Source organism: Herbaspirillum sp. DW155, assembly GCF_037076565.1.
Classification (GTDB): Bacteria; Pseudomonadota; Gammaproteobacteria; order Burkholderiales; family Burkholderiaceae_D; genus Herbaspirillum.
The window spans coordinates 4,399,041-4,424,191 of the sequence record NZ_AP029028.1 but is presented as its reverse complement, the minus strand read 5'-3'; the positions used below and the strand labels follow the sequence as shown (position 1 = coordinate 4,424,191).

The window sequence follows — 25,151 nt, the reverse complement described above, 5'->3', positions numbered from 1 at the left end:
TCCTTACAGGCTGGTGCCAAGCTTGCGCTTGCGCACGAAGGCCATCTGGCTGATCGCCCAGAATGCGCCACGAAACAGGAAGGAAAGAACGAGATACGCCACCGCGATGACCGCATACACCTCGAAGCTGCGGAAGGTCTCCGACTGCACCAGGTTGGCGGTGGCGGTCAGCTCTTCGGCCGAAATCTGCGAGGTGATGCTGGAGGCCAGCATCAGCAGGATGAACTGGCTGGTCAGCGAGGGATAGACGCGCTCCACCGCCGGCAGCAACACCACGTGCCAGTAAACGTGAAAGCGCGACATGCCCAGGCATTCGGCTGCCTCGATCTGACCGGGATGGATGGAGTTGATGCCGGCGCGCATGATCTCGGTGGTATAGGCACCCACGTTGACGGTCAGTGCAATGACCGCAGCGGTCTCGGCGCTGAGCTTCCAGCCGATGCTGGCCAGGCCGAAGAACACCAGGAACACCTGCACCAGCAGCGGCGTGTTGCGGATGATCTCGACATACGCCAGCACCAGAGCGCGCAGCAGCGCGATGCGGCTCTTGCCGGCGATGGCGCACAGCGTGCCGACCACGAAACCCAGTGCGATGGAGAGCGCCGAGAGCTGGATGGTCAGCCAGGCGCCCATCAGCAGGCGATCCCAGTTGGCGAACACGCTCATGAAATCGAAGGTGTAATTCATCGACGCTCCATCCGTCTGGCCTCAGGGGAGGGGGGATACAGCAGCATGGGGGTGGTCTCCTTGATCGTTTTCCTGGGGACGGCCTCTTGTTGTGCGACCGTGAGGTCGGGGCCTTGGCATGATTGCCGTTACATCGATGGTCATGCGCCTGGTGGCGGGACTATAGCTGCTTGACGCCTCCCGGCCTGAAGTGCGACTGCACGTGCGCAATGCCATTGACCAGCGGTGCGCCGAACTCGGGAATGCTGATCTCGAAGCTGTCGCCATCCTCGGTGCGCACGCTGTAGGCGAAGGACAGATTGGCCGCGCCCATGTAGTACACGTGCACGTCGCCGGGGTGCAGCAGATGCGCATATTTGAAGGTGTGGTATTCGAGGTTCTCGATGGCGTGGCACATGTTGTCAGGTCCGGTCAGGAATTCCTGCTCCCAGATCACGCGGCCACGGCGCCGGATGCGCGTCATGCCCACCAGATGCGCCGGTGGCAGACCCACCAGCAACTCCGGCCCGAAGGAGCAGTGGCGCAGCTTGGAGTGACCCTGATAGAGGTAATTGCGGCGCTCCATCACATGGTCGGAAAATTCGTTGCCGATTGCAAAACCGAGCCGGCGCGGACAGCCCTCGTCATCGATCAGATAAAGCCCGACGATCTCCGGTTCTTCGCCGCCATCGGTGGCAAAGTCGGGACGCGGCAGCGGCTGGCCGGGCGCGACGATGCAGCTGCCGTCGCCCTTGTAGAACCATTCCGGCTGCACGCCCACCGTGCCCGGTGCGGGGCGGCCACCGGCGATGCCCCATTCGATCATCAGTTGCGTATCGGTCTTGTCGAGCTCGTCGCCTTCAATGCGGCGATGCATCTTGTCGCGGGTGGTGGCGCTGCCCAGGTGCGTGGTGCCGGCGCCGCTGACGCGGCAGTGCGCCGGATCGGGATGGTCCAGCGGTGCCAGGATGCGGCCTTCGGACAGGAGGGCGGCATAGTCTTCCGACTGGCCGCTGTTGAGAAGCTGGGCCAGGCGCTCCAGGCCGGTGCCGCGCTGTATCGCCAGCAAGGCCAGTTCGCGCATGGTCGCCACCTCGCCCAGCACCTGGATGCAGGGGCCATCGACGATGCCTACGCGGCGTTCGCCATGATGATCGCGATATTGAATCAGCCTCACCGGGTCTCCTTTTTCCTCGTCGTGCACAGGCCGCCGCTCAGGGCGGGCCGCTGCTGGCGGAGCGAAGCGCAGGACAGGCAGAGCAATTCGCAAGCGGCAGGAATCCTGCCCTCAGGCGATGCCACCCGTAGATCAATCTGCCCGTCGTCTCCTGAGCTTTTTTCACGCATCGCCGTGGGCAGAGGGCAGATGCGCTAGCATTGTGGTTTTTCCGGGACGACTATAAGAGGCTGACACAAGCATGTCTAATGAGCTTAATTCATCGGGTGATAACCGACTGGAAGAGGCGGGCGCCCTGGCTGATGCGCTGCCTTCGGTCGGTTCCATCGTCAGCCGCCTGCGCTTTCGCCAGGTCGCGCTGCTGACGGCGCTCGACGAGCAGGGCTCGCTGCACAAGGCAGCCGAGGTGATGCACATGACCCAGCCGGCCGCCACCAAGGCCTTGCATGAAATGGAAGACGCGCTCGGCGTCACCCTGTTCGACCGCTCCCCGCGCGGCATCGAGGCCACCGAGCTGGGCCGCTGCGTGATCCGCTATGCGCGCCTGATCCAGAGCGACGTGGCCAACCTGCGCGAAGAATTGCAGAACATGATCAGCGGCCGGGGTGGCCGGCTGTCCATCGGCACCATCATGGGCGCGGCGCCCTTCGTCACGCGCGCGCTCTCGCGCCTGCGCGAGATCCAGCCGGACGTCTCCATCGAAATCAGCGAAGACACCAGCGCGCGCCAGTTGCTGCTGCTGGACCAGGGGCGCATCGACCTGATGATCGGGCGTTCATCGGTCAGTTCACAGCCCAACCTCTACCATTACGAAATGCTGCGCGGCGAACCCATGTGCATCGTCAGCGGCATCGACCATCCGCTGGCCACGGCTCAGAAGGTGCGGCTGCAGGAACTGGCCGGGGCGTCCTGGATTCTCTATTCCAGCAACATGCCCATGCGCATCTGGATCGAGCACGAGTTCAAGCTGGAGGGCTTGAAGGTGCCCGGCAATGTGATCGAGACCGCTTCGCCCTTCGTCACCATCACCCTGCTGGCGCAATCGAACATGGTGGCCGTGATGCCGCTGGACATCGCCCACTTCTTCGCCGCGCGCCAGATGCTGGGCATCCTGCCGGTCAACCTGAAGACGCGCATCGAGCACTACGGCATCGTCACCCGCAAGAACAGCACCTTGTCGTCGCTGGCCAAGATGTTCATCCAGATCCTGCGCCAGCAAAACTGATTCTCCGAGATGGCCTTCTCCTTCCGTCCGGACTGAGCAAGCCCGTCAGGGCCGTAGCGAAGACGTGGTGCATGTGCGCCTTCGATACGCGGCTGCGCCGCTATTCAGTCCGAACGGGTTCCTGTGGTTTTGCGCTTTGTTTGTGATTTTTTTACACGTTCAGGTTTTTCCGGATGTCGGGAAGCGTGATTTTCCTGTTAGTGTTCGTCTGCGGTCGGGGTGGCCGCAGACTTTCCCTCAGAATCCGATTTCCGATTTCTCCGGTTGGCCTTCATGAATTTGCGTCTTCCGCGTGTGCGCACGCGCCTCGTTGCTCCTGCTCTTGCTTCCCTTCCTGCTTGGTTCACGCGGTCCGTGCTGGGCGCGCTCTGTGTGAGCGGTGCCGTGCTGCTGGCCGGTTGCGCCGGGCAGCAGAGCGCACCGCTTGATCCTGCCGCAAAACAAGCCAGGCTGGACCAGGCCCTGGCACTGTTCTCGGCCAACCCGCCCGAAGGATTGCCGGCCGGCTGGGAGCCGCTGGTCTTTACCCGCAAGAAGATCCCCACCGAATACCGCCTGGTGGAGGACCATGGCCGCAGCGTCTTGCACGCCTGGGCCGACCGCGCTTCTTCCGGTCTGCGCCATACGGTCGATATCGACATCAACAAGAAACCCTGGCTGTCGTGGAGCTGGAAGGCGGCCGGCCTGATTCCCACGGCCGATCTCAGTCAGCGGGAAACCGATGATTCCCCCGTGCGCATCGTGCTGGCCTTCGATGGCGATCACGACAAGCTCTCGCTGATGGACACCATCCTCTTCGATACCGCCAAGCTGCTGACCGGGCATGAATTGCCCTATGCCACGCTGATGTATGTGTGGGATCCCAAGGCACCGGTGGGCAGCGTCTTCGCCAATGGCCGCACCGGCCGCATCCAGATGCTGGTGGCCGAAAGCGGCGCGGACCATGTGGGCCAGTGGCGCAGCTACCAGCGCAACGTGGCCGAGGATTACGAGCGCATCTTCGGTGAAAAACCCGGCCGCCTGATCGGCGTGGGCGTGCTTACCGATACCGACAACACGGCGCAGAAGATGGAAGCCTGGTATGGCGACATCCGCCTGATGCGCGAGGCCGGGCCGGCCCCTGCACCCTAGGGCCTCAGACGCCGCGCCACCAGGCCGCGACGTGGCCCCAGAAACCCTTGGGGCCTTCATCGAAGAGCCAGGGTTTTTCGCGCTTGAGCTTTTCCATCATGTCGCTCTCGGCTTTTTCGGAGACGTTGCCGAAGGCCCGTCCCAGCTTCAGCAGGGTGCGCATCGCTCCCAGTTTTTCGCGTGCCACCATGCCCGAGGCATGTTCGATGGCGATGTGGGTCTCGCGCAGTTCCTGCACCAGGGCAACGGCCAGCTGGTAGGCGGGCGTCTTCAGGCGCTCCTGCACCACGCCGATGTTGGTGGCCGATGCCTTGATCTGCGCGGCCAGCACGTCGATCTGGGTTTCATCGCCCTTGGCCTGCTTGATGATGGCCGTGGCCCACGCCTTGGAGGCGGCCACCAGGTCGTCGGTGGTCCAGTCGTGGCGCACCGCGATCCAGAAACCGTAGTTGGCGGCCTGTTCGATCAGGATCTGCACCACGTCCGGAAATTCCTTGTCCATCGCCCGCCGTGCCCACGCATACTGGCCCGACAGCATCAGGTGCTGGACCGCTTCCTCGGTCAGGAAATTGGTGTTTTCCGAAATCTTGGCCAGCAGGTAGTTATCGAAAGAGGGTTTGACGAAGCCCGAATCGATCTTGGTCGAGAGTCGCACGAAGTTCTGATAATCCCGCTCCAGCGAATCGTAGATGTCGTCCTTGAGGATGATTTTGATCTGTTTCATGCGGCTTCCTCTCGGAACTGGTCCGATGTTGTGGTGCCGGCAATGCGCCCCTGAGCTTGCCGGACCGATTGTAATAACGCGTTGTCAACCATGGTGCTGCCAGGAAACTTGTTATCGGCATCCCTGCCACGAAACTTTACGTCGCCCCTTCAGCACCCGGCTCAATAACTGCGCAAGCCGTAGCGCTGCCGGGTTTCCCCGTCCGGCAGCAACTGGTCACGATATAGCGCCCAGGCGGGATCGCTCAGCACGGCGGTGCTGGTCTTGCATCCCTGGCACAGCTGCGCATGCACACCGGCCACTGTGGCTTCCAGCCCATTGGGATCGGTCACGTAGAACCAGGATTGCTGCTGGCCCTGGCTGAAGGCCGTGCCGGCGTAGATGCTGCGGGTTTTCTTGCCGATGGCCGCGGCCACCTGGTCCGACAGGGCTTCCAGCCGGTCCTGCTCGGCCGGCGCGGGCAGGCCGTCGGCGCTGGCGGGCGCATAGTTCACGCGCGTGACCACGACATAAGGAAAACCGGAGAGCGGGAAGCTGCGCCGCAGGCCCATGTCCAGCTTGACCAGCGTGAGTCGCTCGCCGCGCTGGGCCTGGTAGCTCCACCATTCCGGCTCGAGGTCTTGCGTCAGAGCCGAGCGCGCCAGCAGTACCAGCAAGGCCAGCAGCAGCGCGCGTTTCATTGCGACCCCCGCTTCAGCTGGCCAGCACGGCCAGCAGCGCCAGCAAGGCCGGCAGGCCCTGCACATAGAGGATGGTGCGCTTGGCGGTGAGCCCGCCGTAGATAGCGGCTACCAGCACGCAACCGAGGAAGAACAATTGGACTGAGCGATCACCCGTGCCCAGGCTCCAGAACAGGCCGGCGGCCAGGAAGCCGTTGTAGAGCCCCTGGTTGGCGGCCAGCACACGGCTGGCCTGCGCGGCTTCGCGTGATTGACCGAAGGCTTTCAGGCCCATGGGTTTGGTCCACAGGAACATTTCCAGGATCAGGATCCAGACATGTTCCAGGGCGACCAGCAGGACCAGGATGATGGCGAGCGTATGCAAAGCTTCTCCCTTTTATCGTTATACGTATTGGCCGCGCCGTCGCGTGCGGCGGGTTCTGGCGATCATGCCTGAAATGCCGCCGCTCGCCAATGCCCAGGGCCGGTCCGCACTTACTTCGCCTGCAGGAATTTTTCCGCCAGCCGCACCCAGTAGGTGGCGCCGATGGGCAGCAGGTCGTCGTTGAAATCGTAGCTGGGGTTGTGCAGGTTGCACGGGCCCAGGCCATGACCATGATCGCGGTGGCCGCCGTCGCCATTGCCCAGGAACACGTAGCAGCCCGGCTTGTGTTGCAGCATGAAGGCGAAATCCTCGGCGCCCATGGTCGGCTCGGTGTGGGCATCCACATGGTCGGCGCCGAACTGTTCGGTCAGCACCTCGACGGCGAAGGCGGTTTCCTTGGGATGGTTGATCAGTGGCGGATAGTTGCGGTTGAAGCGGAACTCGACCGTGGCATCGAAGGCGGCGGCGGTGTGCTCGGCGATCTCCTGCATGCGGCGCTCGATCAGGTCCAGTACCGGCAGGCTGAAGGTGCGCACGGTGCCGACCATCATGGCTTCGTCGGGAATGACGTTGGTGGCGCTGCCGGTGTGGATCTGGGTGATCGATACCACCGCGGGATCATTCGGATTGACGTTGCGCGCCACGATGCTCTGCCAGGCCTGGGCGATATGGACCGCCGTCATCACCGGATCGACCGCCTTGTGCGGCTGCGCCGCGTGCGAACCCTTGCCGCGCACGGTGACGTGGAACTCGTTGCTGGAAGCCATCTGCGGACCCGGCGTCACGCCGAAGTGACCGGCCGGGATGCCGGGCCAGTTGTGCATGCCGAAGACGGCATCCATCGGGTATTTCTCGAACAGGCCATCCTGGATCATCCGCTCGGCGCCACGTCCGCCTTCTTCGGCCGGCTGGAAGATCACATACACGGTGCCATCGAAGTTGCGGTGCTGCGAGAGGTAATAGGCCGCGCCCAGCAGCATGGCGGTATGGCCGTCGTGGCCGCAGGCGTGCATCTTGCCGAGATGGCGCGAGGCATGCTCGAAGGTATTGATCTCGGGCATGGGCAGCGCATCCATGTCGGCGCGCAGGCCGATGGCGCGCGGGCTGTCGCCCTGTTTGATGATACCGACCACGCCCGTCACCCCCAGTCCGCGCACGACCGGAATACCCCACTCAGTCAGCTTTTGCGCCACCACGTCGGCGGTGCGCACTTCTTCGTAGGCCAGCTCGGGATGGGCGTGGATGTCGCGGCGGATCTTCTGCAGTTCGGACTGGAACTGGACGATGGGGTCGATGAGTTTCATGGGAAGTCTGGCGTCAAGGCTGTTGTCGTAAGTGCAGCTATGTTACCGCGCCTTGGCCGCAGGGAGGGGCCGTACGATTTCGGTCACTACATCCGCAACGAGCCAGCCGGCCCCGGATGGCCATCGCGATCATGTTGAAATATTTATTCCATTTAATTTGAAAAGCGAATATAGTTTTCAAAAAAAGGAGCGGGCGTCCCGTGCGCCTCAATTTCACTTGGAGACATCGATGATCGAAGTGGCAATTTTTGGTGCCGGACGCATCGGCAAGATTCATGCCGCCAATATCGCGGCACAAGCCGGCGTGAGGCTCAAGTACGTCTGTGACGTCCATGCCGGCAGCGCTGCCGAGCTGGCGCAACGGCATGGCGCCCAGGTGGGGCGGGTCGAACAGGTGCTCGACGATGGCAGCGTGGCCGCCGTGGTCATTGCTTCCAGCACCGATACCCATGCCGACCTGATCCTGCGCGCCGCTGCCGCCGGCAAGGCCATCTTCTGCGAAAAGCCGGTCGATCTCGACCTGCAGCGCGCGCAGGCCTGCGCCGAGGCGGTCCGGGCGGCGGGTGTGACCTGCATGATCGGCTTCCAGCGGCGCTTCGATCCCACCTTCGAATCCCTCAGCCAACGCCTGCAGGCGGGCGAGATCGGGGAACCCGAAATGCTGCTGGTTACCAGTCGCGATCCGGGCGCACCGCCGCTGTCCTACATCGCCAGCTCGGGCGGCATCTTCAAGGACATGCTGATCCATGACTTCGATATCTTCCGCTGGATCCTGGCCGATGAAGCCGTGAGCATTTTCGCCACCGGCAGTTGCCTGACCGACCCGGCCATCGCCACGGCCGGTGATGTCGATTCCACCGCCGTCACCATCACCACCCGCAGTGGCCGCCTGTGCCAGATCAATACCAGTCGGCGCGCCGCCTATGGCTATGACCAGCGTTTCGAAGTGCTGGGCAGCAAGGGGATGTTGCAGGCCCGCAATCATCGTCCCACTGAAGTCGTAGCGGCCACGGCCAGCCAGGTCAGCAGTGACTTGCCGGAACACTTCTTCCTGGAACGCTATCGTGCTGCCTATGCGCGGGAGATGAGCCATTTCTTCCAGTCCATGCAGGACGGAACCCCGGTGCGCACCACCATCGACGATGGGGTCAAGGCGCTGAAGCTGGCCGAGGCCGCGGCCACCTCCTGGCGCGAAAAACGCATCGTCAGTTTGTCGGTATGAGCGCCCCCGCAACGCTGCAGGTCGGCGTGGTTGGCCTGGGGCGCATGGGGCGACGTCACGCCGAGAACATCGCTTTCAATGTGCCCGGCGCCAGGCTGTGCGCGGTGTGCAGTCCGCTGCCGCAGGAACGCGAGTGGGCGCAGCAGCATCTGCAGGGCGCCCAGTGCTACGACGATTACGCGGCCTTGCTGCGTCACCCCGGGCTGGATGCGGTATGGCTGGTGACGCCCACGGCCTTGCATGGGGAACAGATCATCACGGCGCTGCGGGCGGGCAAGCATGTGTTCTGCGAAAAGCCGCTGTCACTGGATCTGGAAGAATGTCATCGTGTGGCGCTCGAGGCAGAGCGGCATCCGCGACTGAAGGTGATGATCGGTTTCGTGCGCCGCTTCGATGCCAGCTATCAGGATGCGCATCGCAAGATCAGCGAGGGTTTGATCGGCGATCCCTTCATGGTCTATTCACAGACCGCAGACGCACTGGACCCGGATGGCTTCTTCGTGCGCTTTGCGGCCGGCAGTGGCGGACTCTTCCTGGATTGTTCGGTGCATGACATCGACCTGGCGCGCTGGCTGCTGGGCGCAGTCCAGCCGGTACGGGTGATGGCCAGCGGCGTGCGCGCCGTGCACCATGACCTGGCTGCGTTTCAGGACATCGACAACGGCGTGGCCATTTGCGAATTCGCGCAGGGCCGCCTGGCCACTTTCTATGCCTCGCGCACCATGGCCCACGGGCACGAGACGATGACCGAGATCGTCGGCACTCGCGGTCGTCTCAGCGTGGGTGCCAATCCCGCCCTGAATCGCCTCACCATCGCCGATGCCCACGGGCTGCGCAACGAGTGCACGCCCAGTTTCGTCGAGCGTTTTGCCGATGCCTTCGTCACCGAGGCGCGGCATTTCGTCGATGCAGTGCGCTACGGCACACCGCTGGCGCTGACCCTGCAGGATGCCATCGAAGCGACCCGCATTGCGGTGGCCATGCGCCAGTCGCAGCTGCAACAGCAGGCAGTGCTGCTGTAACGCGGCGGCACCGCAGGGGCTCACTGGCCGGCGTCGTCGTATCCATCGATGGGGTCGGCCTCTTCCACATCCAGCTCCATGCGATAGGCCAGTGCGATGAACAGCGCCTGCGACAGGCACATGGCATTGGTCAGTGACCGGAATGAAAAGGCGCTGCTCTCCTTGACCTGCAATAACACCGAGGCATGTCGCGCCAGCGGGCTCAACTGGCTGTCGGTAATGACCAGGGTACGCGCCTGGCGATGATGGGCCAGGCGCACGCAGGCCTGAGTCTCTTGTCCGTAGGGCGTGAAGCTGATGGCGATGAGTACGTCGTGCTTGTCGATGCTGCGTACCTCTTCGCGGAACATGCCGCCGGCGCCCGAGATCAGGTGAACGCGCTTGTTGGTGTGCTGCAAGGCATAGGCGAGATGATTGGCGATGGGGAATGAGCGACGCACGCCGATCACGTAGATGTTCTCGGCCTTGAGCAGCAGCTTCACGGCGGTCTCGAACTGTTGTTCGTCGAAACCGGCCAGCAATTCATCCAGCCCGGCCCGGCTGGACTGGATGAACTCGCGCGCCAGTGCCCCGCTGGTCACGCGCGTGGGCTTGCTCTGGATCAGGTTGCGGATGCGGCGCTGGTAATTGCGGGAGGGAATGGCCTGCGCCGTATAGGCCTCGCGAAACACCGCCTGCATTTCGCTGAAGCCCGAGAATCCGAAATGCTTGGCAAAGCGCACGATGGCCGAGGGCTGCACCTGGCATTGCTCGGCGATGTCGCTGATACGCTCCAGCATGAGGCTGGTCTTGTGTTGTTCCACATAGGTGGCAATCACCTTGAGCTGGCGTGACAGAGAGTGATATTGCGCTGCTACCTGCAGCATCAGTTCATCGACAGTTGGAGTATCCACTGCGCCTCTTTCTTCTGGGAGTTGGTCGTCAAGATCCAGTCAGGGACTGGGTGATGGTCAGATTATAAGAGCAAGAGAGGTCATCAAGTTGAAATAAAAATTCTATTTTCAAAATAAATGAAAAAAATTATTGCGCATCGGTCCGCCCTGTTCTATTGTTAGTTACCGCTTCCGGTGTCGTCATTTCCGGCACATAAAAAGAGAAGGCGACGCTCATCAGAAAGCGGCCCACGGCAAGAACAATAACGGAGACAACCATGATGCAAAGACTTGGACGCAAGGGACTGCTGGCCGCTTTCTCGGCCGTAGCCCTGTTGGCTGCTGCTGCCCCCTCCCACAGCGTAGCTGCCAATGAACGATTCGTACTGATCAGCCATGCCCCCGATTCCGACTCCTGGTGGAACACCATCAAAAACGCCATCAAGCAAGCCGGCGAGGATTTCGATGTCAGCGTGGATTACCGCAATCCCTCCAACGGCGATCTGGCTGACATGGCGCGGCTGGTGGAGCAGGCTGCGGCGCGCAACTACAACGGCGTGGTGGTCAGCATCGCCGACTTCAGCGTGCTCAAGAAACCCATCGAAACGGTGGTAGCCAAGGGCATTCCCGTCATCACCATCAATTCCGGTACCCAGCAGCAGAGCGAACAACTGGGTGCGCTGATGCACGTAGGCCAGCCCGAGTATGACGCCGGCTATGGCGCCGGACAGAAGGCCAAGGCCGCCGGCATCAAGTCCTTTCTGTGCGTGAACCACTACGCTACCAATCCCTCTTCGTTTGAACGCTGCCGTGGTTTTGCAGAAGCCATCGGCGCGGACTACAAGAAGTCCACGCTCGACACCGGCATCGACCCCAATGCAGTGGAAAGCAAGGTCAGCGCCTACCTGCGCAACAATCCCGGCACCCAGGCGGTGCTGGCGCTGGGGCCGGATTCGGCGGTGCCCAGCCTGCGCGCCCTGCAGAAGATGGGCCTGAAATCCAAGGTCTGGTTTGCCACCTTCGATCTGTCCGAGGAGATCGCCAATGGCATCAAGGATGGTTCGGTGCAGTTCGCCATCGACCAGCAACCCTACCTGCAGGGGTATATCCCGGTGGCCGTTCTGGCCCTGTCGCGCCAGCTCAAGACCAATGACGTGGCCGTGCTGCAGGACAAGCTCAAGAGCAATGCCAAGTTCTAGGCCCGCCTGGCCGAGTATGGCCTGGCACCGATCTACGGACCGCGCCACATCAGTTCAGGCCCCGGCTACATCACCCGGGACAACCTGGACAAGGTGCTGAAGTACGCCGGCCAGTATCGCTGATCGCTCAGGCGCGCGGCATCGCCGCTCCCTGGCAAGCCGTCCGCGCGCGCCGCTCCTTCCGGCGACCGGCGTGCGCGGGTGGCTCTCACCCTCGAATGGAAACCGCAATGAATACAAGTGACCTGGCTGCCCAGAGCCGCCTGTCGGGCCAGCACGCCGACAGCGACGAGCGAATGCGGCAGGAAAATATTCTTTCGCGCCTGCTGAGGCGCCCCGAGTTCGCCTCTCTGGCCGGGGTCGTCCTGGTGTTCCTGGTGTTTGGTCTCACTGCCGGCGACTCCGGCATGTTCAACCTGGATGGCGTGGTCAACTGGATGCAGGTGGCGGCCTATCTCGGCATCATCGCCGTGGGTGCCTGCCTGCTGATGATAGGCGGGGAATTCGACCTCTCCATCGGTTCCATGATCGGCCTGGCCGGCATGATGGTGGCCATCCCCACGGTCTATTTCGGCTGGCCCTTCTGGCTGGCGGTGCTGTTTGCCTTCGCCGCCTCCATGGGCTTGGGCTGGCTCAATGGCTATCTGGTGATGAAGACCCGGCTGCCTTCCTTCATCGTCACCCTGGCCTTCCTCTTCATCCTGCGCGGGCTCACGCTGGCGTTGTCCATCCTCTTTGCCAATCGCACCATCGTCAGCGGCGTAGGCGAGCGCGCCACCCACGACTGGTTGGGCCAACTGCTCTTCAGTGGCAACGTTGGCGCCGGTGTATTCACCTGGCTGGCACGGCATGGCTGGATCGCCACCGTGGCCGATGGCACGCCGCTGGTCACGGGCATTCCCAAGGTCATCCTGTGGTGGGCGGTGGTGGCGCTGGCGGCCAGTTTCGTGCTGGCCCGCACGCGCCTGGGCAACTGGATTTTCGCCGTCGGTGGCGATGCCGTCGCCGCCAAGAACATGGGCGTGCCGGTGCGTCAGGTCAAGATAGGCCTGTTCGTCTTCACGGCCTTCTGTGCCTGCCTGTTTGCGGTGCTGCAAGTGGGTGACTTCGGTTCGGCCGCGGCCGACCGTGGTCTGCAAAAGGAATTCGAAGCCATCATCGCCGCCGTCATCGGCGGCGCCTTGCTCACCGGCGGCTATGGTTCGGTCATCGGGGCCTGCTTCGGTGCGCTCATCTTCGGCGTGGTGCAGATCGGCATCACCTACACCAACCTCAGCTCGGACTGGTTCCGCGTCTTCCTGGGAGTGATGCTGCTGGTGGCGGTGCTGTTCAACAACTTTGTGCGTCGTCGCATCACGGAGGCAAAATGAGCAGCCTTTCACGCTCCGATGAGGTCATCCTCGAACTGGATCAGGTCAGCAAATTCTTCGGTCCGGTGATCGCCTTGCAAAACGTCAGCCTGCGCTTGCGCAAGGGCGAAGTCCATTGCCTGCTGGGCGACAATGGCGCCGGCAAGTCCACCCTCATCAAGTTGCTGGCGGGCGTGCATCAGGCCTCCAGTGGTCGCTATCTGGTCGATGGCAAGCCGGTGCGCTTCGAGTCGCCCAAGCAGGCGCTGGATGTCGGCGTGGCGACCGTCTATCAGGATCTGGCGCTGGTGCCGCTGCTGTCGGTGGCGCGCAATTTCTTCCTGGGGCGCGAGCCGGTGCGCAAGTTTCTCGGCATTCCCGTCATGGACATCGAACTGGCCGCGCGCATCGCCAAGGAAAAACTGGCCGAGATGGGCATCATGGTGCGCGATGCACATCATCCCATCGGCACCATGTCCGGTGGTGAGAAGCAATGCCTGGCCATCGCCCGCGCCATTCACTTCGGCGCGCGCGTGCTGATCCTGGACGAGCCCACGGCGGCGCTGGGCGTGAAGCAATCCTTCAATGTGCTCAAGCTGATCCACCGGGCGCGCGAACGAGGCATCTCGGTCATCTTCATCACCCATAACGTGCATCATGCCTATCCCATCGGCGACACCTTCACCTTGCTCAATCGCGGCAAGTCGCTGGGCAGTTTTTCCAAGGACCGCATTTCCAAGGAAGAGGTGTTGGACATGATGGCAGGCGGCGCCGAGATGCAGACGCTGATGGGACAACTGGAAGGTATTCAGGTTTAAGGACAAACGTATGCAAGCTACTCACACGCCCGCACCCGGGCGCTTCGCCGCCGACCGCCGGCTCGATCTGATCTGCATCGGACGGCTGGCCGTGGATCTGTATGCCCAGCAAGTGGGCGCGCCGCTGTCCGATGTCAGCAGCTTTGCCAAGTACCTGGGCGGTTCATCGGCCAACATCGCCTTCGGCTGCGCGCGCCTGGGGCTCAAATCAGCCATGCTGGCGCGCATCGGGGACGAGGCCAATGGCCAGTTCCTCAAGTCCGAACTGGCAGCCGAAGGCTGCGACGTCAGCCATGTGACGGTGGACCCGCAACGACTGACGGCGCTGGTCATGCTGGGGCTGAAGGACAAGGACAGTTTCCCGCTGATCTTCTACCGCGACAATTGCGCTGACATGGCGCTGGCGCCGGAAGACATCGACGAAGCCTTCATCGCCAGCAGCAAGGCCCTGCTGATCACCGGTACCCATTTCTCCACGCCGCAGGTGCATCGCAGCAGCAGTCTGGCGCTGCAATATGCCCGCCGCCACAATGTGCGTACCGTGCTCGACATCGACTACCGGCCCGTGCTGTGGGGACTGACCGGCAAGGGCGACGGCGAGACCCGTTTCATTGCCAGCGATGGTGTCACCCGGCATCTGCAGGGCATCCTGCCGCAGTTCGATCTGGTGGTCGGCACCGAGGAAGAATTCATGATCGCCGGTGGCAGCACCGATATCATGCAGGCGCTGCGCTCGGTACGCGCAGTCTGCGCCGCCACGTTGGTGGTCAAGCGCGGGCCGCTGGGTTGCGTGGTGCTGCACGGGGCGATCCCGGCGCGCCTGGAAGACGGCTTCCATTACCGGGGCGTGCAGGTCGAGGTGCTCAATGTGCTCGGCGCCGGCGATGCTTTCATCTCGGGCTTCCTCAAGGGCTGGCTCAACGAGGAAGACGATGAGCACTGCTGCCGCTACGCCAATGCCTGCGGCGCGCTGGTGGTCTCGCGCCATGCTTGCGCTCCGGCCATGCCCGGTCCCATCGAGCTGGATTATTTCCTGCAACACGCCCACCGCCTGCAACGGCCTGACCGCGACGCGCACTTGCAGCGGCTGCATCGGGTGGTGAGCCGGCGACGCCATTGGGATGAGGTCAATGTGTTTGCCTTCGATCACCGCAACCAGTTCTTCGATCTGGCTGTACAAGCCGGCGCAAGCCCGGACCGCTTGCCCCGATTGAAGTGCCTGCTGGTGGAGGCCGTAGCACAGACCGAAGCGGCGCTGGGCCTGCAGGGCAAGACCGGCGTACTGATCGATGACCGTTATGGTCAGGATGCCCTCAATGCCGCCACGGGGCGCGGCTGGTGGGTGGGGCGGGCGGTGGAACTGCCCTTGTCCAATCCACTGGAGTTCGATTTCGGCCGTTCCATCGGCAGTCATTTGCAGACCTGGCCGCAGGAGCAGGTGGTCAAGTGCCTGGTGCAGTTCCACCCGGATGATGCCGTGGAAAAACGCCTGGAGCAGGAAGCCCAGATCCGCGCACTCTATCAGGCCGTGCAACGCAGCGGCCACGAACTGCTGCTGGAGATCATTCCCTCCAAGACATTGCCGCAGGACGAAGACACCGTGCTGCGCGCTCTGAAGCGGCTCTACAACCTGGACATCTATCCGGAGTGGTGGAAGCTGGAATCGATGTCGGCCCGCCAATGGGAAGCCATCGATGCTCTCATCGCTGAGCGCGACCCGTACTGCCGTGGCGTGGTGCTGCTGGGACTGGCCGCGCCGGTGACGGAACTGGCCGCGGGCTTCGCCGCCTCGCGCCATAGCAAGACCTGCCGCGGCTTCATGGTGGGGCGCACCATCTTTCACGAATCTAGCCGGCAGTGGTTGCAAGGCCACATCGATGACGCGACCCTGATTGCCCAGGTACGGCAGACCTTCGAGCAACTGATCGGTCTGTGGCGCGCCAGCCGCATCGCCGCAGTTCCGGCAGCTACGCGGGAGGCAGCATGAACGCGCTGGCGGCAGACGCGAATCGCAACGCCCGTCCCACTGTGCGTCTGACCATGGCGCAGGCCTTGGTGCGCTACCTGGATGCCTTGCGCATCCAGACACCGCAGGGTGTGGTGCCGCTCTTCGGTGGCGTCTTTTCCATCTTCGGCCACGGCAACGTGGCAGGCATGGGCGAGGCGCTCTACCAGTTTCGCGAGACCCTGCCGACCTATCGGGCGCACAATGAACAGGCCATGGCCCATAGCGCCATTGCCTATGCCAAGGCGCATCAGCGCCAGCGCATGATGGCGGTGACCACTTCCATCGGCCCGGGCGCGACCAACCTGCTCACCGCCGCCGCGCTGGCCCATGTGAACCGATTGCCGGTGCTGCTGTTGCCGGGCGATGTGTTTGTCTCGCGGCGACCCGATCCGGTGCTGCAACAGCTGGAAGATTTTCACGACCCGGGCCTATCGGTCAACGATGCCTTCCGGCCGCTGTCGCGCATGTTCGACCGCATCTGCTATCCGGAACAGTTGCTCAGTGCGTTGCCACGTGCCATCCAGGTACTGACCGATCCGGCCCAGTGCGGCCCGGTCACGCTGGCCTTGCCGCAGGATGTGCAGACCATGGCCTACGATTACCCGCTGGATTTTTTCTCGCCGCGTCTGATCGTGCCACGGGCGCAGGTACCTGCCGTGCAGGAACTGGAACAGGCCACCGCCTTGCTGCGCGAGGCACAACGGCCGCTGCTGATCGCCGGCGGTGGCGTGCTCTATGGCAACGCCTGCGATAGCCTGCGGCGCTTTGCCGAGAAGCATGGCGTGCCGGTGGCAGAAACCCAGGCCGGCAAGAGCGCACTTACCTGGTCACATGCCTTGCAACTGGGCGCCATCGGCGTGACCGGTTCACCAGCCGCTAATGCCCTGGCGCAGAAGGCCGATGTGGTCATTGCCGTCGGCACCCGGCTGCAGGATTTCACCACCGGTTCGCATACTCTGTTTGCCCACGCCAGGCTGCTCAACCTCAACATCAATGCCATGGATGCGCACAAGTGGCGCGGCATCCCCCTGCAGGCCGATGCCGGACTGGGGCTGGATGCCTTGTCGCTGTCCCTGGAAGGTTGGCACAGCGCCCCCGAGTGGAATGCGCGTGCCCGGACACTGGCGCAGGACTGGCGCGAACGCGTCGCCCAGATCACCGGCCAGACCGATACCGGAGGACGGCTGCCCTATGACGGCGAAGTCATCGGCGCACTCCAGCGCTCCGTGCCCGACTCGCCGGAGCGGGACATCGTTGTCTGTGCGGCAGGAACCTTGCCGGCTGAACTGCACAAGCTCTGGCGCGCAGGCCGTCCCGGGAGCTACCACGTCGAATATGGATACTCCTGCATGGGCTACGAGGTGGCCGGTGGCCTGGGCGTGAAGCTGGCCCACCCCGAGCGGGAGGTGATTGTCGTCGTCGGCGACGGCAGTTATCTGATGATGAATTCCGAGCTGGCCACCTCCGTCATGCTGGGGACCAAGCTCATCGTGGTGGTGCTGGACAATCGCGGCTACGGCTGCATCAACCGGTTGCAACAGGCTTGTGGCGGGGCGCCCTTCAACAACATGCTGGTCGATTGCCGGCAAGCCGGGCCCGGCGCACCGGTCATCGACTTCGCTGCGCATGCGCGTGCGCTCGGAGCACTGGCAGAGAACGTCAAGACCATCGGCGAACTGGAAGCCGCCCTGCAACGCGCCCGCGCCGCCGATCGCAGCTATCTGGTCTGCATCGACACCGATGCCAGCCGCACCACCGGCGACGGCGGCTGCTGGTGGGAAGTCGCGGTACCGGAAGTGTCGCCGCGCGTGCAGGTACAGCAGGCGCGCAGCCAGTATGAGCAAGCCCGTCAGGCGCAGTCGGTCTGAACATGCGCAGCAGTATCGGACATTGCTGCCTTCGTATTCATGAGTAGAGAGGACATCGTGGCCACACCCTTCAACGTCAAGATCGGCATCAATCCCATCTCGTGGATGAATGACGACCTGCCCTCACTGGGCGGGGAAACCCCTCTGGAACAGGCGCTCTCGGAGGGCGCCGAGATCGGCTATCGCGGCTTCGAGCTGGGCAACAAGTTTCCGCGTCAGCCCGAGGCCTTGCGTGCCGTGCTGGGCAAGTACCAGCTGGAGTGCGTCTCGGGCTGGTATTCCGGCCAGTTGGCTACGCGCCCGGTGGCCGAAGAGATTGCCGCCGTGGAAGCGCATCTGAACCTCCTGGTAGCCAATGGCGCCCAGGTCATGGTCTATGGTGAGGTGGCTGATTCCATTCAGGGAGCCGCTGTCCCGCTGTATCAACGGCCGCGCTTCACCAGTGAAGCCGCCTGGCAGGGCTATGCCCAACGGCTCAACCAGTTCGCCCGCCATCTGCTCCAGCGCGGAATCCGTCTGGCCTATCACCATCACATGGGCGCCTATGTCGAAACCACGGAGGATCTCGACAAGCTGATGGCCCTCACCGGCGAGGAGGTCGGGCTGCTCTTCGACAGTGGCCACATCGCCTTCGCTGGCGGCGATCCGCTGGCGGTGTTGCAGCGTCACCTGGCGCGTGTCTGCCACGTCCATTGCAAGGATGTGCGGCCAGCCGTGGTGAAGCTGGCGCGCAATGGTGACTGGAGTTTCCTGCAGGCGGTGATCAATGGCGCATTCACGGTGCCGGGGGATGGGGCCATCGACTTTGCGCCCCTGCTGCAATTGCTGTATCGACATGGATACAGCGGCTGGCTCGTGGTGGAGGCCGAGCAAGACCCGGCGGTGGCGCCCAGCTACCGCTATGCGCAGATGGGCTATCGTCACCTGTCGGCACTGGTGGCGGCCATCGGCAACGGCAGCCTGCAGGAGGCCGCATGAGTCTGCTTGTCAAAGCGCGGCGCAGTGGTCGCGATATCGTTCAGGTCACGCCGCAATCTGCCGGCTGGCGCTATGTGGGCTTCAGCGCCCACCGGCTGGCACGCGGTGAGTCCCTCGCCCTGGAGACCGGCGATCGCGAATACTGTGTCGTGATCCTGGCGGGTGTGGTCAGCGTCGAGGCTGGTTCCAGCCAATGGCGCGAAATCGGCCAGCGCCGTAGTGTCTTCGACGACGTACCGGCTTGTTCGGTCTACGTTCCGCATCATCACCGGCTCACCATCAAGGCCGACAGTGATGCCGAAGTGGCCCTGTGCAGCGCACCCGGCCACGGCGCTCTGCCGCCGCGCCTGATCGGCCCGCAGGCCGTGACGCAATCGGTGCGCGGCGAAGGCAGCAATACCCGTTACGTCAGCGACATCCTGCCGCAGAGCGCCGAGGCCGATCACCTGCTGGTGGTGGAGGTGCGTACGCCGGGTGGGCATTCTTCCAGTTATCCGCCGCACAAGCACGATACCGACAACCTTCCCCAGGAGAGCTTCCTCGAAGAAACCTATTACCATCGGCTCAATCCGGCGCAGGGCTTTGCCTTCCAGCGGGTGTACGTGGATGACCGCAGCCTGGACGAGTCCATGGCGGTGGAGGACCACGACGTGGTGATGGTGCCGCGTGGCTACCATCCGGTGGTGGTGCCGCACGGCTACGAGAGCTACTACCTCAACGTCATGGCCGGCCCCACCAGGCGCTGGCATTTCCGCAATGACCCGGCGCATGAGTGGATGCTCAGGACGAACACCCCGTAATGCGGCGACGGCATGGACCTTGCATTGCGCATCGATGAGCTTGGCAATTTCCTTGTGCGGCATTCCGTCACATCAGGCGCTGCTCAAGCTTCATCACGCCGTTCGGAATCCAGGCAGCGATCCCGCGAAACAAGGAAAGTAACGCCAGATCAGCCGGATTGCAGCAGTGCACCCCGCCGGCCCGCACCAGCTCCACATCACCCCGCACGATAGGTCGCTGCTGTTCACCCGGCGTGAACACGCAGCGGCCGCCCTCGACGACGCCCATCGCGATGCGCGATTTTAAGATAAAGTAGCCGCCTGGCCGCAAGGGCCGCGTCTTTTGCGGTTCGTTGCGGTTCGGCTTGTTATGGCCGTGAATCTGTTTCATTGCGCCTGATCCGTTTTTATCTTTTCATCCCCGCTTTCGGTTTCCTCTTTGCCTGCTCGCCATGACCACCACCATCGTTCGTGCCGCCTGTCCCCATGATTGCCCTGATACCTGCGCCCTGCTGGTGACCGTCAAGGACGGCGTGGCCACCGAAGTGCGCGGCGACCCTGATCACCCACCGACCGCGGGCGTGCTCTGCACCAAGGTCTCGCGCTATGCCGAGCGCACCTATCACAAGGATCGCCTGCTGCATCCCATGCGCCGCGTGGGCAAGAAGGGCGAGGGCAAGTTCGAGCGCATCAGCTGGGACGAGGCCATCGCCACCATCGCGCAGCGGCTGGGCCAGATCGCCCTGCGCGATCCGCAAGCCATCCTGCCCTACAGCTATGCCGGGACCATGGGCCAGGTGCAGGGCGAATCGATGGCCGGCCGTTTCTTCAACCGTCTCGGCGCCTCGCAGCTGGATCGCACCATCTGTGCCTCGGCCGGTGGCGCGGGCTATCGCTACACCATCGGTGCGCGCATCGGTGCCGACCTGGAGCAGGTCGATCACGCCAAGCTCATCATCATCTGGGGCGGCAATCCGATTGCCTCCAACCTGCATTTCTGGACCCGCGTGCAAGCCGCCAAGCGCAACGGCGCGCGCCTGATCGCCATCGATCCGTATCGCTCGCTGACTGCCGAGAAGTGCCACCAGCACATCGCGCTCCTGCCCGGCACCGATGCCGCTCTGGCGCTGGGCCTGATGCATGTGCTGATCGCGGAAGACTTGCTGGATCACGATTACATCGCGCGCTATACGCTGGGCTTCGATCAGCTGAAGGAACGGGTGGCCGAATGGACAGCGGAGCGCACCGCCGAGGTGTGCGGCATCAGCGCTGACGAAGTACAGAACCTGGCGCGTGAATACGCCCGCGTGGCGCTGGCCGGCGAGGGCGCCTTCATCCGCGCCAACTACGGCTTGCAGCGCGTACGTGGCGGCGGCATGGCCGCACGCAACGTGGCCTGCCTGCCGGCACTGGTGGGCGCCTGGCGCCATGCATCGGGCGGCATCCAGTTGTCGGTATCGGACAGCTTCCCCAAGGATACGGCGGCACTCAGCCGCCCTGACCTGGGCGCGCGTCACGGCAAGGCCAGCCGCATCATCAACATGAGCACCATCGGCGACGACCTCCTGAAACCGGCCTCACCCGAGTTCGGTCCCAAGGTGGAAGCGGTGATCGTCTACAACTCCAACCCGGTGGCGGTGGCTCCGGAGTCGGGCAAGGTGGCGCAGGGTTTTGCGCGCGAGGATTTGTTCACGGTGGTGCTGGAACATTTCCAGACCGATACCGCCGACTATGCTGACATCCTGCTGCCGGCCACCACGCAGCTGGAACACGTCGACGTGCATGCTTCCTATGGCCACGTCTACCTGATGGCCAACAATGCCGCCATCGCGCCCCTGGGTGAGGCCAAACCGAATACCGAAATCTTCCGCCTGCTGGCCGCTGCGATGGGCTTCACCGAGGAATGCTTCAAGGACAGCGACGATCAGCTGGCCGCCGTGGCCTTCAAGCGCGATGATCCGCGCAGCGCCGGCTACGATTGGGAACAGTTGAAGCAGAAGGGCTGGCAGCGTCTGGCGGTGCCGGTGGCGCCCTTTGCCGAAGGCGGGTTTGCCACGCCCTCGGGCAAGTGCGAGTTCTATTCCGAGCAGATGAAGGCCGCCGGTCTCGATCCTTTGCCGACCTATATCGCGCCCTATGAATCGGTAGCCAGCAATCCGCAATTGGGCGCGAAATATCCGCTGGCGATGATCTCGCCGCCGGCACGCAATTTCCTCAATTCTTCCTTCGTCAACGTGCAGAGCCTGCGTGATACCGAAGGCGAACCGCATCTGGACATGCACCCGCAGGACGCCGCCGCACGCGGCATTGCGCAGGGCGATACGGTGCGCATCTTCAATGATCGCGGCAGCATGCAGGCGCGCGTGCGTGTGACCGACAAGGCGCGCGTGGGACTGGTGGTGGGTTTGTCGATCTGGTGGAAGAAGTTCGCCGCCGATGGCAAGAACGCCAACGAAGTCACCAGCCAGCGCCTGACCGACATGGGCAATGCACCGACCTTCTATGACGTGCTGGTGCAGGTGGAAAAACTGCAGCAGCCGGCCGTGGTGGCCTGAGGTTTTCCATGCTGCGCCGTCGTCTGCGATGGGGTGCCACCGTGGCCGCAGTGGCGGGCGTGTGCGCGCTATCGGCATGCTCGACGGTTTCGTATTACGCCCAGGCCGCGCATGGTCAGTTCTCTCTGCTGGCGCAGGCCAGGCCGGTGGAGGACTGGCTCGATGATCCGGCCACCTCGCCCACGCTCAAGGCCAAGCTGCAGACGGTGCGCGAGATACGCCGCTACGCCGTCACGGAACTGGCTCTGCCCGACAACGGTAGCTACCGCAGCTATGCCCAGCTGGACCGGCCCTATGTGCTGTGGAACGTGGTGGCGGCGCCCGAGCTTTCACTGAAGGCCAAGCAATGGTGTTTCCCGATTGCGGGGTGCGTGGATTATCGCGGCTACTACCACCAGCAGGATGCCCAGGCCTATGCCGAAACGCTGAGGGAGCAGGGCTACGACGTTCAGGTGGCAGGCGTGCCGGCCTATTCCACGCTGGGCTGGTTCAATGATCCGGTGATCTCGACCTTCATCCGCTATCCCGATGGCGAACTGGCGCGGCTGATCTTCCATGAACTGGCGCACCAGAAGGTGTATGCCCCCGGCGATACTTCCTTCAACGAGGGTTTTGCCGTGGCCGTAGAAGAGCTGGGTGTGGAGCGCTGGCTGGCGGCGCATCACGATCCGGCCCTGATCGCGGCCTATCAGCACTTTGCCGCGCGCAAGCGCGAATTCCTCACACTGCTGGGCAAATACCGCGCCCGCCTGAAGGACAACTACGACAGTTGCGACAGCGATGCCGACAAGCGTCGGCGCAAGGCCGCCATCTTCGACGACCTGCGCGCCGAATATGCCCGGATCAAGGCCGCCCGCTGGAATGGCTACACCGGCTACGACCGCTGGTTCGCCATGCCGCTGTCCAATGCGCATCTGGCGCTGGTAGGGACGTATCACGACCTGGTGCCGGCCTTCCGCCATCTGTTTGAGCAAAGCAGCGGCTTCCCCGATTTCTACGACAAGGTGCGTCAGCTGGCGCACATGGACAAGGCCGCCCGCCATGCCGCGCTGGGCGATACCCGCTTGACCACAGGCAAGGAAGAGGCAGAAATATTTCCTGCCTGCACCAATGACGCGCCCAAGGCCGGTGTCCCGTCGTATCATGCCGGGTGATTTCAGGCTGCCGCGCCGAATTGGCTGACCTGGCGGTGTGCGCACACTGAGCGCGAAATCGCCCAAATCGCCGGCTATTTCGCAAAAAATCTCAACTTTAGGGCGCAAAATGCTTGCCCCGCGCCCGAATGCTGGATAGCATCTGCGGTAAATAAAAAAACAGTCGTGCTTTTTTGCTGTGCGCGCCAGCGCGGTGGCATCGCCTCACCGCCCAGCCCCAGCGCACGTTATGACCGGAGACAGAGGACACACTATGGACAGATTCTGGCTTGCATCGTATCCCGCAGGCGTTCCCGCTGACATCGACCCCAGCCCTTACGGATCGCTGGTGCAGATGATCGATGAAGCATTCGTCAAGCATGCCGACCGCAATGCCTACGTCTGCATGGGCAAGTATCTCCGCTATCGCGAACTGGATGCCATGTCGCGCGCCATGGGGGCGTGGCTGCAAGGGCTGGGCCTGCAGAAGGGCGCACGCGTGGCGATCATGATGCCCAACGTGCTGCAGTATCCGATCGCCATCGCTGCCATCCTGCGGGCCGGCTATACGGTGGTCAACGTCAACCCGCTCTACACCGCCCGCGAGCTGGAGCACCAGCTGAAGGATTCCGGTGCCGAGGCCATCTTCGTGCTGGAGAACTTTGCCTGCACACTGCAGAAGGTGGTGGCCAACACCAAGGTCAGGCACATCGTGGTGGCCAGCATGGGCGAGCTGCTCGGCACGCTCAAGGGCGCCATCGTCAATCTGGTGGTGCGCCACGTCAAGAAGATGGTGCCGGCCTGGTCGCTTCCCCATGCCGTCTCGTTCAGTCAAGCGCTCGCGCAGGGCGAGGGCAAGACCTTGCAGCCGGTGCTGCTGACGCCGGATGATTTCGCTTTCCTGCAATACACCGGCGGCACGACGGGCGTGGCCAAGGGTGCCGTGCTGACCCACCGCAACCTGATTGCCAACGTGCTGCAGGCCGAAGCGTGGCTGAACCCGGCGCTGAAGGCCGGCAAGCCCATCGACCAGCTGGTGTTCGTCTGTGCGCTGCCGCTGTATCACATCTTTGCGCTGACCGTCTGCAATCTGCTGGGCACGCGCGAAGGTGCGCTGAACCTGCTGATCCCCAATCCGCGCGACATCCCCGGTTTCGTCAAGGAACTGGCCAAGTACAAGGTCAACACCTTCCCGGCGGTCAATACGCTCTACAACGCGCTGCTCAACAACGCCGATTTTGCCAGGCTGGATTTCTCCGGCTATCGCTGCTGCGTGGGTGGGGGCATGGCAGTGCAGAAGAGCGTGGCCGACAAGTGGAAGAAGCTGACCGGCTGTCCCATCATCGAAGGCTACGGTTTGTCGGAAACCTCGCCCATCGCCAGCGCGAACCCCTGCACCATCGATGAATACACCGGCACCATCGGCCTGCCGTTGTCCTCCACCGAGATCGCCATCCTCGATGACGACGGCAATCCGGTTCCGTTGGGCCAGCCGGGCGAGATCGCCATTCGCGGTCCGCAGGTGATGCCGGGTTACTGGCAGCGTCCGGACGAGACCGCCAAGGTCATGACGCCGGATGGCTTCTTCAAGACCGGCGACGTCGGCATCATGGATGCGCGCGGCTATACCAGGATCGTCGACCGCAAGAAGGACATGATCCTGGTCTCCGGTTTCAACGTCTATCCCAATGAAATCGAAGGCGTGGTGGCGCAGCATCCGGCAGTGCTGGAGTGCGCCTGTGTAGGCGTGCCTGATGAACATACCGGCGAAGCGGTCAAACTCTTCGTGGTGCGCAAGGACAAGTCGCTGACGACCGAGCAGCTGATGGCCTACTGCAAGGAACAGTTTACCGGCTACAAGAAGCCGAAGTACATCGAGTTCCGCGATGAACTGCCCAAGACCAACGTGGGCAAGATCCTGCGCCGGGAGTTGCGGGATGATCCTGCGAAGGCGCAGCAGAAACAGGCGGCGTGAGGCGAGCGCTGCCGTAATCTGATCTCCTTAAGTTCGTCAGTCAGTTTTCTGCATCAAGGCCTGAGTCCGGTATTGCACCGGACTCAGGCCTTTTCAGTTTGG

At 63.1% G+C, this 25,151-nt stretch carries 21 protein-coding genes and 1 pseudogene; 14 read left to right on the top strand and 8 right to left on the bottom strand.

Annotation, left to right across the window (positions count from 1 at the left end):
* Window positions 1–3 precede the first annotated feature (3 nt).
* Window positions 4–687 (bottom strand): amino acid ABC transporter permease, encoded by a 684-nt coding sequence (locus AACH55_RS20050; protein WP_338716391.1) that lies wholly within the window; start codon window positions 685–687, stop codon window positions 4–6.
* A gap of 160 nt (window positions 688–847) precedes the next feature.
* The gene (gene araD1, locus AACH55_RS20045) at window positions 848–1,843 is read right to left on the bottom strand and encodes an AraD1 family protein (RefSeq protein WP_338716390.1); all 996 of its coding nucleotides are present in this window, start codon (window positions 1,841–1,843) and stop codon (window positions 848–850) included.
* A gap of 241 nt (window positions 1,844–2,084) precedes the next feature.
* Here araD1 and AACH55_RS20040 point away from each other — a divergent pair, with 241 nt between their 5' ends.
* Complete coding sequence (locus AACH55_RS20040; protein WP_338716389.1) at window positions 2,085–3,068, top strand: LysR family transcriptional regulator; 984 nt, start codon at window positions 2,085–2,087, stop codon at window positions 3,066–3,068.
* Between the two features lie 354 nt (window positions 3,069–3,422).
* Window positions 3,423–4,199: a DUF3047 domain-containing protein gene (locus tag AACH55_RS20035; RefSeq protein WP_338716388.1), complete on the top strand. Its 777-nt coding sequence runs from the start codon at window positions 3,423–3,425 to the stop codon at window positions 4,197–4,199.
* A gap of 4 nt (window positions 4,200–4,203) precedes the next feature.
* On the opposite strand, the gene AACH55_RS20030 is transcribed toward AACH55_RS20035, so the two are convergent.
* From AACH55_RS20030 to AACH55_RS20015, 4 genes are all read right to left on the bottom strand, one after another.
* The gene (locus AACH55_RS20030; RefSeq protein WP_338716387.1) at window positions 4,204–4,923 is read right to left on the bottom strand and encodes a DUF4088 domain-containing protein; all 720 of its coding nucleotides are present in this window, start codon (window positions 4,921–4,923) and stop codon (window positions 4,204–4,206) included.
* Window positions 4,924–5,084: 161 nt separating this feature from the next.
* A complete protein-coding gene (locus AACH55_RS20025; RefSeq protein WP_338716386.1) occupies window positions 5,085–5,603 on the bottom strand; it encodes a DUF695 domain-containing protein in 519 nt (172 codons plus the stop codon).
* 13 nt (window positions 5,604–5,616) lie between these two features.
* Window positions 5,617–5,967: a DUF1304 domain-containing protein gene (locus AACH55_RS20020; protein ID WP_338716385.1), complete on the bottom strand. Its 351-nt coding sequence runs from the start codon at window positions 5,965–5,967 to the stop codon at window positions 5,617–5,619.
* Window positions 5,968–6,077: 110 nt separating this feature from the next.
* Window positions 6,078–7,271 (bottom strand): M20 aminoacylase family protein, encoded by a 1,194-nt coding sequence (locus tag AACH55_RS20015; protein WP_338716384.1) that lies wholly within the window; start codon window positions 7,269–7,271, stop codon window positions 6,078–6,080.
* Between the two features lie 229 nt (window positions 7,272–7,500).
* Between AACH55_RS20015 and iolG the strand changes: the two genes are divergently transcribed.
* Window positions 7,501–8,493: an inositol 2-dehydrogenase gene (gene iolG, locus AACH55_RS20010; RefSeq protein ID WP_338716383.1), complete on the top strand. Its 993-nt coding sequence runs from the start codon at window positions 7,501–7,503 to the stop codon at window positions 8,491–8,493.
* The gene (locus tag AACH55_RS20005) at window positions 8,490–9,515 is read left to right on the top strand and encodes a Gfo/Idh/MocA family oxidoreductase (protein WP_338716382.1); all 1,026 of its coding nucleotides are present in this window, start codon (window positions 8,490–8,492) and stop codon (window positions 9,513–9,515) included. The genes iolG and AACH55_RS20005 overlap by 4 nt, the downstream gene beginning before the upstream one ends.
* Window positions 9,516–9,535: 20 nt before the next feature.
* Here the strand turns inward: AACH55_RS20005 and AACH55_RS20000 are convergent, their stop codons facing one another.
* On the bottom strand, window positions 9,536–10,381 hold the full coding sequence (locus tag AACH55_RS20000) for a MurR/RpiR family transcriptional regulator (protein ID WP_338720368.1): 846 nt from the start codon (window positions 10,379–10,381) through the stop codon (window positions 9,536–9,538).
* 284 nt (window positions 10,382–10,665) lie between these two features.
* Here AACH55_RS20000 and AACH55_RS19995 point away from each other — a divergent pair.
* The 7 genes and pseudogenes from AACH55_RS19995 (at window position 10,666) to iolB (ending at window position 19,407) form a co-directional block, all read left to right on the top strand.
* Window positions 10,666–11,709 (top strand): annotated as a pseudogene (locus tag AACH55_RS19995) (sugar ABC transporter substrate-binding protein).
* 107 nt (window positions 11,710–11,816) lie between these two features.
* Entirely contained in the window at window positions 11,817–12,956 is a 1,140-nt protein-coding gene (locus AACH55_RS19990) for an ABC transporter permease (RefSeq protein ID WP_338716381.1), read from the top strand.
* Window positions 12,953–13,753 carry an ATP-binding cassette domain-containing protein gene (locus tag AACH55_RS19985; protein WP_338716380.1) on the top strand — a complete coding sequence of 267 codons (801 nt, stop codon included), beginning with the start codon at window positions 12,953–12,955 and terminating at the stop codon, window positions 13,751–13,753. Before AACH55_RS19990 ends, AACH55_RS19985 begins: the two co-directional genes overlap by 4 nt.
* A 10-nt stretch (window positions 13,754–13,763) precedes the next feature.
* Window positions 13,764–15,740 (top strand): 5-dehydro-2-deoxygluconokinase, encoded by a 1,977-nt coding sequence (iolC, locus tag AACH55_RS19980; protein ID WP_338716379.1) that lies wholly within the window; start codon window positions 13,764–13,766, stop codon window positions 15,738–15,740.
* Complete coding sequence (gene iolD, locus AACH55_RS19975; protein ID WP_338716378.1) at window positions 15,737–17,629, top strand: 3D-(3,5/4)-trihydroxycyclohexane-1,2-dione acylhydrolase (decyclizing); 1,893 nt, start codon at window positions 15,737–15,739, stop codon at window positions 17,627–17,629. Before iolC ends, iolD begins: the two co-directional genes overlap by 4 nt.
* Before the next feature lie 39 nt (window positions 17,630–17,668).
* Window positions 17,669–18,607: a myo-inosose-2 dehydratase gene (gene iolE / locus AACH55_RS19970; protein ID WP_338716377.1), complete on the top strand. Its 939-nt coding sequence runs from the start codon at window positions 17,669–17,671 to the stop codon at window positions 18,605–18,607.
* Window positions 18,604–19,407, top strand: a complete 804-nt coding sequence (gene iolB / locus AACH55_RS19965) for a 5-deoxy-glucuronate isomerase (RefSeq protein WP_338716376.1) — start codon at window positions 18,604–18,606, stop codon at window positions 19,405–19,407. The genes iolE and iolB overlap by 4 nt, the downstream gene beginning before the upstream one ends.
* Before the next feature lie 67 nt (window positions 19,408–19,474).
* Here the strand turns inward: iolB and AACH55_RS19960 are convergent, their stop codons facing one another.
* Window positions 19,475–19,777, bottom strand: a complete 303-nt coding sequence (locus tag AACH55_RS19960) for a hypothetical protein (RefSeq protein WP_338716375.1) — start codon at window positions 19,775–19,777, stop codon at window positions 19,475–19,477.
* Between the two features lie 61 nt (window positions 19,778–19,838).
* Between AACH55_RS19960 and AACH55_RS19955 the strand changes: the two genes are divergently transcribed.
* From AACH55_RS19955 to AACH55_RS19945, 3 genes are all read left to right on the top strand, one after another.
* Entirely contained in the window at window positions 19,839–21,941 is a 2,103-nt protein-coding gene (locus tag AACH55_RS19955; RefSeq protein WP_338716374.1) for a molybdopterin oxidoreductase family protein, read from the top strand.
* A gap of 8 nt (window positions 21,942–21,949) precedes the next feature.
* Window positions 21,950–23,095: an aminopeptidase gene (locus AACH55_RS19950; RefSeq protein WP_338716373.1), complete on the top strand. Its 1,146-nt coding sequence runs from the start codon at window positions 21,950–21,952 to the stop codon at window positions 23,093–23,095.
* A 253-nt stretch (window positions 23,096–23,348) separates the two neighbouring features.
* Entirely contained in the window at window positions 23,349–25,049 is a 1,701-nt protein-coding gene (locus tag AACH55_RS19945) for a long-chain fatty acid--CoA ligase (protein ID WP_338716372.1), read from the top strand.
* Window positions 25,050–25,151 lie beyond the last annotated feature (102 nt).